We start from the raw sequence: 9,929 nt of genomic DNA, 5'->3' as shown, positions 1-9,929 counted from the left end.
CCGTCATTCCCTCGATGACGATGTGCTCCGCCTCGCCTCCGACGCGCAGTCCGGAGGCGGACCCGATGCCGGCAGCGCGGGCGGTACTCACGATCAGGTCCGCCAGAGAGCCGTCCACCTCGCCGGGGCCGCCAGCGTCGATCAGCCACGGCGTCTGCCCGAACTGCGGGCGCAGCGGATGGTCGGAGGGCATGGCCTCCTCGATCGGGGTCCATCCGAGGGCCGCGGCCTGTTCTCCGCGTGCGGCCTCGGCGACGTCGGCCTCGGTGTATCCGACGAACAGGCGGCCGTCCTTGCAGTCGATGCTGAAAAGCAGTGGACCGTCGCTGATCGAATACCCGTACAGGGCCATGCTCTGCGGCAGACCGGTGGCCCTGACCTCGGCGGGCAGCATCCGCAGGAACCCGCCCAGGCTCAGCTCTTCCCAATTCCCCGCGTACTCCCAGCGAGGGTGCTCCAGCTCCAGCCCGGCGCCGTACAGCACGCCGACGTATCCGTCCCCGCCCTGCGGGTACCAGGACTCCCATACCGCGCTCGCCTGCAGGACCAGTTCCGGTCCGGTCTCGCCGGCGCGGAGTTCGAGGGTCGTCCCTCCCCTGCGCCAGCGCAGGAAGGGCCTGCCCCAGGAGGGGGTCAGCCGATACCCGGACGGGCCGTTCCACCCGTTGCCGCCGATGTAGGTCGCGTCCCCGAGCACCTGCCGCACCGCGTCGGCGACCCGCCGGAACTCCTCGACCTGCGCGGACACTTCAGGAGCCGGCCGGCTCACCGGGACCACGAGCTCCAGGTGCTCGTGGGACGGGGCCCACTTGCGGGCCCGCGTGTCGACCGGCACGAGCATCGCATCCCCGCCCGGAAGCCCGGTCGCGACACGAACGCCGCCATCCGACTCTCCCACCCACTCCCAGCCGAGCCGGCCGACGAGGCCACGCAGGTCATCACCGCTCCACCTCAGACCGCTGCCCGCGTCCGTCAGTTTCCGGGCGACGACCCCGATCTCCTCACTGATGATCATTTCTCCTTCTTACCACCGCCGATCAGCTCCAGCGCCTGCTGCGCCCCGGCGCGGCATCGAACAAGGCGGTCCGGCAGGCGCTCGGCGACCTCGCGCTGCACGGCCTGGTCGCCTCCGACGGCAACACCGCCGCCCGGCATAAGACGTGCCGGCTCGAAGGCGCCGCCGGGCTGGACGCGGCCGCTTCGGTGCTCGGGATGCTCCTTGGATGGGCGCCCCGGGGGTCTTGCCGCACCGCGCGAGATCCTCGACCAGCACTTCCCGCCCGAGAGCCCGGCCGAGCGCCAGCGACCCGGGCGCCCATCGCTGCTCCTGGACTGTGCCGCTGAGAGAGACGACACCGAAGGCGCCGGCCACCATCAGGTGGTCGGCGCCTTCGCGTTCGGCGGCCAGGGGCGCCCTTGACCGCCCTCACTTCTTGGCGCGTCGGGCGCTGCGCGGGGCGACCAGGTCCCGCCTGCCCGGCCCAGGTCCGCCGAAGCCGCCTCTGACCGTCCCCCAGGCCGCCGCGCCTCCCTGGAACGAAGCACCGGTCCACCCGCACGGTGGACCGGTGTTTCTTGCTGCCTGGCTCTGGCTGTTCAGGGCTCGGCGTTGAGGTACTCGAAGCCGCCCTGATGACCGCCGTCTTCACTGCCCGGTCCGCGGTCGCCGTCACCACCATCGCCCTGACCGCCGTCATCGCCCGCACCCCCGAGCGGCGATGCGATGCCCGCGACGTCCTCAGGATCCTCCTGCGCCGCAAAACCCGATGACCCGGATTGCGGCGCCAGCCGCCCCGCAGGTCGGCACGGGAAGAGGGACTGATTCAGGTGGGCTCACCGGTCTCGCCGTGGCTTCTGCTGGGGCCCGGTGTCGGGGGCGGGGATCGGCAGCCAGGCGTAGGGTCGGCCCGAGGCGTGGTGGCGGCCTTGCGAGCAGTCCGTTCGAACTCGCGGCGTGCCGGCGCTTCGCCGGCCGGGGCAAGTGGTACGACTCGCCCTCCGGAACCGTCCCTTGATGAGAAGGTGCGCCTTGGCAACCGATTACGACGCTCCGCGCAACACTGGCGACGACGCCGGTGACGACAGCATCGAGGAACTGAAAAGCCGGCGTGATGACAAGCAGGGCTCCGCGGTCGATGTCGACACGGAGGCCGCCGAAGGCCTCGAGCTTCCGGGGGCCGACCTGTCCGGCGAGGAACTCACTGTCCGAGTCGTGCCTCTTCAGCAGGACGAGTTCACCTGCATGACCTGCTTCCTGGTCCACCACCGCGCCCAACTCGCCGGCGAGGACGGGAACGGCCGGCCCATCTGCCGCGACTGCGCGTCCTGACTGCGAAGAGAGGCGGAGCCGACCGCATCCTGAACGGCGCACGGCCCAGATGCCACGTTTCCGGACGCCCTGCGGGCCCGTGAGGCCCATGCGAAGCGGCCACCGTGCTGGACGTGCAGCCGGGGCGTTCAGTCAAGAACCGCGAGGTGGTCGGCGGCGCCCCCATGCCATTCGATCATGAAGAGGGTGGCGTCGTCGCTGGTGCGCCCGCCTCGTTCCCTCTTCAGCGTGTGGGAGAGCCGGCGCAGATCTGCCCGCATCCCCTTTGACGGCTCTTTCCCCAGGTGGTTGATACAGCGGATGAGGCGTTCCTCACCGAACGGCTCCCCGCCGGCGACGTGCTCCTCGATGATGCCGTCGGTGTAGCACAGCACCCGGTCGCCCCGCTGGAGCAGGTGCTCTCGGATCCGGGGCTCCTCACCGCCGAAGCCCACGGGCAGCGTCGTCGCGCTCTCCAGCTGCCGCACGACCTTGCCGTCGCGGATCAGCAGCGGCGCGGGGTGGCCCGCGTTGACCAGCTCCATCTCACCGGTGGCGATGTTGACGTGTATCAGCTGGGCGGTGACGAAGTGGTCTGGACCGAACTGCCGGGAGATGGCGTCGTCCATGAACGCGTACTTCTCGGGCAGGCTGACGAACACGCGCCGGGCATGCCGGTAGGCGCCGATGGCGATGGTCGCCATCGCGGCGGCGTCCAAGGCGTGGCCCATCGCGTCGATCACGGCCGCGTGCAGGATGTTGTCGTTGAGGGCGTAGTCGAAGCTGTCGCCGGCGACGCGGTAGGCGGGTTCCAGGATGCCGGCCACCGCGACCTGCGGCACGGACATCGTCAGCGGCGGCAGCAGGCTCCACTGGATCTCCGCGGACACGCTCATCGGCTCCCGGCGCCGGGCCTGGAAGAACTGGTCGGTGTAGGCGTTCTTGGTGACGAGCATTTCGGCCACCAGGGCAGCGAGTCGGCGCAGCAGGCGCCGGTCGTCGTCGCCGACGGCGTCCAGGGTCAGGGCCATCACACCCACTTGGTCGCTGCCGTCCAGCAGCGGCAGGTACATCCGCACGCCGCCGTCGGCCTGCGGCACCTCGACGATGTCCTCGCGCAGGAAGGCCCGGCCAGCGTGGGAGTCTGCCATCGGCTCGGGCTGGCCGACGTGCAGCTTCCTGCCCGGCAGCGGCACCAGCAGCTCCTGCGCATAGTCCTGGAGCAAGATGGAGACGTCGCGGCCGCCGATCCCGGCCACCTCCTCCGCGATCAGTGGGGCGATCAGCTGCGGCGGCATCAGCCGCGCCCGATCCAACAGCAGGCCGAGCAGCCGCTCGCCGAAACCCTCCGACCGGTCCACACTCTCCTGATCCATGACCCGGTTCGCCACCTCATTCCTGCCACCCATGCCGGTCACCGCCTCCGTACAAAGTGACCTGGGAAGCCGTCGGAGCGGCTCATTACGTCCATGCGCGGCATGTCGACCCACGCTGACCGCACGGTGCACTGGTGGCGCCGGGTCTGGCCACCGCCCTGGATGACGGTGGCCCGGTGGGATTGGGCGGTGTTCCGGTTTCAGTTTCCGGTCGGGTCCACGCGGTTGATCGGGCCGCCTAGGCAGTACGCGTACGGGTTGAGTGCGCCGCCATCGAAGGGGCTTAGGGCTCGCAGAGAATCTATGTGTTGCTTCCCGCTCGGTGCGTTCGCCGTCCCCGCCCAGGACCTGCCCGCCTACACCCCGCACCTGAAGGGCACGATCGAGCAGCTGAACGACGCTGTGGAGGAGATGCTGCTGGTCTCGCTGCCCGGCTGCACCCGCCGCCCCCGCTCTGTCGACGCCAAGGGCTCGGCGGTGGGTGGGTGGGTGGGTGGGTGTTGCTTTTTCTTCTCCCCTGGTGAACCCCGCCCCCCTCCTTCCGCCCCCCCAAGGGGTTGGTTGGGGGGGGGGGGGGGGGGGGGGGGGTGGGGTGGGTGGCCTGCTGCCGTTCGCGGCGTTCGTTCGGATCCCGCTGGACTGGGTCGACTGGTGGAACACCGAGCACCGCCCGGCAGGGCCGGGCGGTGCGCTCACCCCACAGATGGCATGGGAGCAGGACCCGACACCGGTCGAGGACGTCCCGCCCGAGCACCTGGTGCACTTCGCTCTGGAGGACGACGGCCGCACCCGGACCATCACCACCAGCGGCGTCACGGGGTCTGCTTCTCGTCCACCGCACCAGCGCTGGACGATGCTCGTCCGGTCAGCCCAGCGATGCGCTCGCCGCACGCAGTTCGTCCAGGGCCGCCAGGGTGTACCCGGCGAGCTCGTCCTTGGCGCCACGGTCGTCCTCGGCCCATTCGGCGTACCCGCGTTTGAAAGCGAGGACGCCCAGCTCGCCCGCGAGAGCCGCAGTCGGATCGGGTACGCCGCGGGCGACCAGAGCGGTTGTCATCGCGGCCGCGAGACTGACGGTCTTGAGGGCGTCACGCTCTTGAAGCTCGGCGCTGGCGGCGACGGCCGCCTTCAGTCGGGGGGCGAGCTCGCGACTCCCGGGGCCCATCGCGGTCGAGGCGCGCTCGAGACCGGCAGCGACTGCCTCAAGCGGGCTGGCGTTACCGGGCGCGTCGGCGATCCCCTCGGCCAGCAGCCGGCTCAGCGTCTCCTGCCCGGCGACCAGCAGCTCGCGCTTGTCGGGGAAGTGCCGGAAGAAGGTGCTCTTGGTGACCCCAGCACGCTCGGCGATCTGCGCGACCGTCGTGGCGTCATACCCCTGCTCCGTGAACAGGTCGACCGCAGCCACGACGAGGCGTTCACGCGCACCTGGTTCCCATCGTCCCATGGGTTCAGCATATGCGATGGGACTCTTGTCCCGTCACTCTGCTAGAGTGACGGGACAAGAGTCCCATCACTTTTGGGGGTTTCCATGCACGTCTTTGTCACCGGCGCCACCGGTCTGATCGGTTCCACCGTCGTCGCCGAACTCCTCGGCAACGGCCACACCGTCCTCGCGCTCGCCCGCTCCGACGCCTCCGCACAGGCCGCCGAGGCGGCCGGCGCCGAGCCGCTGCGGGGAGGCCTCGCCGATCTGGACGTCCTGCGCTCCGGCGCCGCCCAGGCCGACGGGGTGATCCACCTGGCCTTCGGCAACGACTTCAGCAGCCCCGAGGCCCTCGCCCAGAACGTCGCCGAGGAGACCGCCGCCCTCACCACCCTCGGCGAGGAGCTCGTCGGCAGCGACCGCCCCTTGGTCACCGTCTCGGGTACGCCCTGGGTGCCGGGCCGTGCCTCCACCGAGGCCGACCCGGTGCCGACCGACGGGCCGGTCGGCGGCCGCAGTCGCACGGTCACGGCGGTCCTGGGCCTGGCCTCGCGCGGGGTCCGGAGCACGTCCGTACGCATGCCGCGCACGGTTCACAACGAGGGCGCGGGCGGGTTCGCCGGTCTGCTGACCAACATCGCACGCCAGAGCAGGATCTCCGGCTACCCCGGCGACGGCACACAGCGCTGGCCCGCCGTCCACGCGCTCGACGCGGCCGTTCTCTTCCGGCTCGCCCTGGAACAGGCGCAGGCCGGTACCGCCTGGCACGCTGTGGCCGACGAGGGGGACAAGGTACGGGACATCGCGGCCGTCATCGGCCGACGGCTGGGCCTGCCGGTCGAGTCGGTGCCGGAGGAGACCTACGGCCCGCTCGGCCCGATCTTCAAGGCCGACCAGCCCTCGTCCAGCACCCGCACCCGGCAGGTGCTCGGCTGGGAACCGAAGCACCCCAGCCTTCTGGAGGACCTGGAGAACATCCAACCCTGATCGGCGACCGACGATCGGGGCGGACCCGCTGCAGGTGCTCACGTTGGCAGCGGAAAACCCTCACCTACGTCACTTGCGACCGACGTCTCGCCGCAGCGACATCTCGTACCCGCACATCCCGCGGTCGACGCGCTCCGGCTCCCGACTCGTTCCCCACACCATCGTCAACAACCAGGCCCGCCGGCGCCGGTCCGCCACCCGCGTGGCAGCGACACATCTCGCACTACCCGCGCCAATGCGGCAATGCATGTCCACACCAAACAGGAGGTTCCATCATGCCGGCAGTTGTCTTCGGCGCTCGCGGTAACGTCGGTCGTCATGTGGCCGATGGCCTGCTGGCCGCCGGTGAGCAGGTCAGAGTAGTCAGCAGGACCCCAGCCGCGGGCTTGACGCCGGGGTGCGAAGCAGTCGTCGCCGACCTGGAGCGTCCCGAGACGCTGCCCGCAGCGCTCGACGGTGCCGACAAGGTGTTCCTGTACGGAATGCTCGACCCCCAGAAGCCCTACGACATCGAGAAGGTCGCTGCGGCGGCCGCAGCTGCGGGGATCCGGCAGGTGGTTCTGCTCTCGTCGGTGTCGGTCGTCCTGGACCCCGACGCCGACCACCCGGTCGCCCGCCTGAACCGCACGATCGAGCAGGCCGTCCAACGGTCCGGCATGGACTGGACGTTCCTCAGGCCGGGGACATTCGCGACCAACACCCGCACCTGGTGGGCCGAATCGATCCGCACTGACAACGTCGTCCGCCTTCCCTATCCGCTCGCACAGTCGGCACCGGTGCACGAGAAGGACATCGCGGCGCTGGCGGTGACCGCCCTGACCGAACCGGGCCACTCGCACCAGGCCTACACCATCTACGGGGCCGAGTCCCTGACCCTGCAACGCCAGGTCGAGCACATCGGCGAGGCCATCGGCCGTCATATCCGGGTCGAACACATCTCCGACGAGCAGGCTCGCGCGGAAGTCGCCAGAACAATGCATCCGGTCGTGGCCGAGGCGATCGTGAGTCAGTGGGCCGCCGCCGACGGCGTCGTGGCCGTGACCTCCGTCATCGCCGAAAAGATCACCGGCGCTCCGGCACACACCTACGCCCAGTGGGCCGTCGACCACGCCGACGACTTCCGCTGAGCTTGTCGTGCTGACCAGCCATACGGGGCCCGGTCTGCTCGGCACTCTGGTTTCCCCCGCCCTAGCCACAGTGGTGGAACGCGCAGCGGCGCACCCACCCGGCCATGTCTTCACGGTACGCGCAGAACGGGTTGACTGTGTCGGCCCAGCACGACAGCGCAGCCGAGGACAAGCAGTCGTTCCTGCTCGGGTTCGATGCCAAGGCCCACGACCGCGACGGTAAGACGATCACCGCCATGGGGAACCCCGACACCGCCGACCACACCGCCGTCCTGGTGCCGGGGACGACGATCGTTCACCACCGAGATCGCCCGGTCGACGGCCGGTGGGCCGTGCGGTCCGCCGGCCGTGGCGGGCCCGGGGGTGGCCGGGGCCGGGGGCGTAGGCCCTCACGGGACCGGTGATTGCCCGGCAATCACCCACCGCTGAGCGCCCGGCCCGCACCCGCTACCCTCGCCGGCCCGCACCCGCCGCCTCCCGTCCCCGCCGCTGCGCACCGCCCGGCGTTCCCGGCGACCTCGCCGACGACCTCAAGGACGAGTGATCACCCGGTTACCCAACACGTTCTGGGCCGCGCGACGGTAGCCGGTCAGTCCTGGACCTCGACCTCGACGGCCGTGCGGATCTCCAGGGCGCGCTTGGCGAGGTCCTCCGGGCGGGTCTCGCCCTTCCCGCCGATGACGCCGCCGACCGTTGTTCCGTCCGCCCAGATGCAGATGGTCCGGGACGCGGTCGGACCGACCAGGACCGCACAGTCGAGCGCGCCGCCGAGCGGGCCGGCCGGGTAGTCCTGGCGGCCTTTCAGGGTCTCACCGGTCTCGCTGGACACGTCGGACCCCCAGACCGCACCGAACTGCCGGTCCAACTCCCCGCGGGCGTCCGGGAAGCTCCCGGTCATCCCGGCCACCAGCAGTGTGCTCCGGCCCGACCCGGCGGGGCCGTAGCCGGCCACCGACACGTCCCGGTAGCGGCTCAACGCGGTCAGGTTCTTCTGCAGATGGCCGCGTTCGGCCGTGACCACCTCATCGTCCGGCATCCGCTCCTGGTCGCCGATCCGGTCCGCCAGGACGATCCGGTGCGCGGGCGGGGCCCCTGCGCCGGTCACGGCGGCCACGGTCAGGGCGGTGAACAGGGCGACGACCACGACGCCCGCGATCCAGGCCTTGCGGGGCACCGTGCGGTACCAGGGCAGTGGGGCTGCCGGCTCCAGGGTGTTGGCCCAGATCGCTTGGAGGCCGCTGGGCTTCTCGGACGGCTGCTCGGTTTCCATACCCGCCATGTCATCTCATTCATGCAAACAAACGTTCAACAGATTGCCGGATGGTACGTCAGCGCTCGAATGCTTTGCAGGCGCTTTCCGGATCCGACGAAAGTTCGGTTCGGGGTACGCGCCCGCGGCAGGCCGGCCCCTCCCAGCTGCCTCGCCGAAGCCCACTGACAGCCCTGGCCTCCGACGGGTCATCACCTTCCACTCCCGGGTGTCCGCGGCGCGCGAGTTCGCGAACACCCTGCTGGACGCCTCCCAGCTACTGGAGGACGCGGAGCGCCCGGAGCGGGTCTGGGCGAAGGCGGTGGCCGGCACCGACCGGCTCAAGGACCGCCGGGCCGTGGTTGTTGGCCGACACCAACCGACAAAAGGCCCGCCGGCTCTTTCCCCCCTTGTCGGGCCCACCCCCGGTGCCGTACTGGGCCTTGACGATCCAGTGGTGCCTGCGGCCGCCCGGGTCGCGGGGGTGCGCCGGCTCTCCCAGTTGCACGTCGCCGTGCAGGTCCTGATTCCCGATGCTCAGGCGGTCCGCCGCCGAACCCGGCTGGGGCGCCGCGCTGGCCGGCGCGGCGACGCCGCCAGTGACGGCGAGGGCCGCGGCCCCGGCGACCACGGCCGTCTTCCACTGTGCGGCAGGCCGCTGACTGGTTGCCATCCTGGTACTCCTCGTTCACATGCGTCGACAAGTGCGCGGGCACACCCGCGCGCCCGCCACCGGGGAGCACCCGGCGCCCACGACTCTCGCCGACCCGCACCCGGCGCACATCAGTCATTTGACTGAAGGCGCAGACGACCCGTCAGTGTGCGGCGTGTCGGTCATAGGAGAGGTTGTCCGAGCCGCCGGCCGCCAGGTGTCGGCCGTCCTGGGCCGCTGTCCGGGGTTGCCGGTGCCGCGCCTGCCCGGGCCGTTGTCGGGGCCGGCCTTCTCCTGGTGGTCGGTGGCCTGGTGGGGGAGTGCGGGGGTGCAACACGGGGGTGCAACAGGGCGTTGCGTCGGGGTGCTTGGAGGGGCCCGGCTGGGCGTGTTGCGCCTGCGTGTTGCACCCGCTGCTCGGTTCGTCGGCCGTGCACGTCCACCAGCACTGGAGGATGGTCTACCCGCCACCGGCTGGGAGGGCCATCCACCCGTTGCCGAGAGGCGCCCGGTGGCAAGCGCCGACGGCCCAGTCGGAGGGCTGTTCACCGTGGGGTACGTGGAGGCCGCCAGGCGGTGGGCCGGTGCAATCGAAACGGCGCGGCTGGAGTGTCGGCAGTCGCGTGCGCTCGGCCGTTCGGGTGAGAACTCGTGCTTGTGGTGGTGGCGGCTTGACCGTGTGTGGCTGACTTGACGCTACTACCTTGTGGGCTGCCCATCCCCGGCTGGTGGCGGGATGAGGCAGGGCATGACGGTTCAGCGGCCTGTCGAGTGTCGCCCGGGCGGGGTGTGCACCGTCCTGTAGAT

General features: G+C 70.8%; 9 protein-coding genes. 4 read left to right on the top strand and 5 right to left on the bottom strand.

Features of this window, described 5'->3' with window-relative positions; all coding sequences use genetic code 11:
* On the bottom strand, positions 1-1,015 hold a 1,015-nt coding region (locus tag ACFQ87_RS41845; RefSeq protein WP_380616214.1), incomplete at its 3' end, for a hypothetical protein.
* 617 nt (positions 1,016-1,632) lie between these two features.
* On the opposite strand from ACFQ87_RS41845, the gene ACFQ87_RS41840 reads away from it, so the two are divergent.
* On the top strand, positions 1,633-1,770 hold the full coding sequence (locus tag ACFQ87_RS41840; RefSeq protein ID WP_380616213.1) for a hypothetical protein: 138 nt from the start codon (positions 1,633-1,635) through the stop codon (positions 1,768-1,770).
* A gap of 259 nt (positions 1,771-2,029) precedes the next feature.
* A complete protein-coding gene (locus ACFQ87_RS41835) occupies positions 2,030-2,329 on the top strand; it encodes a DUF4193 domain-containing protein (protein ID WP_380616212.1) in 300 nt (99 codons plus the stop codon).
* 128 nt (positions 2,330-2,457) lie between these two features.
* On the opposite strand, the gene ACFQ87_RS41830 is transcribed toward ACFQ87_RS41835, so the two are convergent.
* Both ACFQ87_RS41830 and ACFQ87_RS41825 read right to left on the bottom strand, forming a co-directional pair.
* Positions 2,458-3,684: a PP2C family protein-serine/threonine phosphatase gene (locus tag ACFQ87_RS41830; RefSeq protein WP_380616211.1), complete on the bottom strand. Its 1,227-nt coding sequence runs from the start codon at positions 3,682-3,684 to the stop codon at positions 2,458-2,460.
* Between the two features lie 865 nt (positions 3,685-4,549).
* Positions 4,550-5,128, bottom strand: a complete 579-nt coding sequence (locus tag ACFQ87_RS41825) for a TetR/AcrR family transcriptional regulator (protein WP_380616210.1) — start codon at positions 5,126-5,128, stop codon at positions 4,550-4,552.
* A gap of 84 nt (positions 5,129-5,212) precedes the next feature.
* Between ACFQ87_RS41825 and ACFQ87_RS41820 the strand changes: the two genes are divergently transcribed.
* Entirely contained in the window at positions 5,213-6,094 is an 882-nt protein-coding gene (locus ACFQ87_RS41820; RefSeq protein WP_380616209.1) for an SDR family oxidoreductase, read from the top strand.
* Positions 6,095-6,369: 275 nt separating this feature from the next.
* The gene (locus ACFQ87_RS41815; RefSeq protein WP_380616208.1) at positions 6,370-7,221 is read left to right on the top strand and encodes an SDR family oxidoreductase; all 852 of its coding nucleotides are present in this window, start codon (positions 6,370-6,372) and stop codon (positions 7,219-7,221) included.
* A gap of 589 nt (positions 7,222-7,810) precedes the next feature.
* Here the strand turns inward: ACFQ87_RS41815 and ACFQ87_RS41810 are convergent.
* Together ACFQ87_RS41810 and ACFQ87_RS41805 are read right to left on the bottom strand one after the other, a co-directional pair.
* Positions 7,811-8,500, bottom strand: a complete 690-nt coding sequence (locus ACFQ87_RS41810; protein ID WP_380616207.1) for a hypothetical protein — start codon at positions 8,498-8,500, stop codon at positions 7,811-7,813.
* 247 nt (positions 8,501-8,747) lie between these two features.
* Positions 8,748-9,143, bottom strand: coding sequence for a hypothetical protein (locus ACFQ87_RS41805; RefSeq protein ID WP_380616206.1), 396 nt, complete (start codon positions 9,141-9,143; stop codon positions 8,748-8,750).
* Positions 9,144-9,929: the final 786 nt, after the last annotated feature.

Source organism: Kitasatospora sp. NPDC056531, from assembly GCF_042794375.1.
In the GTDB taxonomy this organism is placed as follows: domain Bacteria; phylum Actinomycetota; class Actinomycetes; order Streptomycetales; family Streptomycetaceae; genus Kitasatospora.
This window is presented reverse-complemented; position numbering and strand designations above follow the sequence as displayed.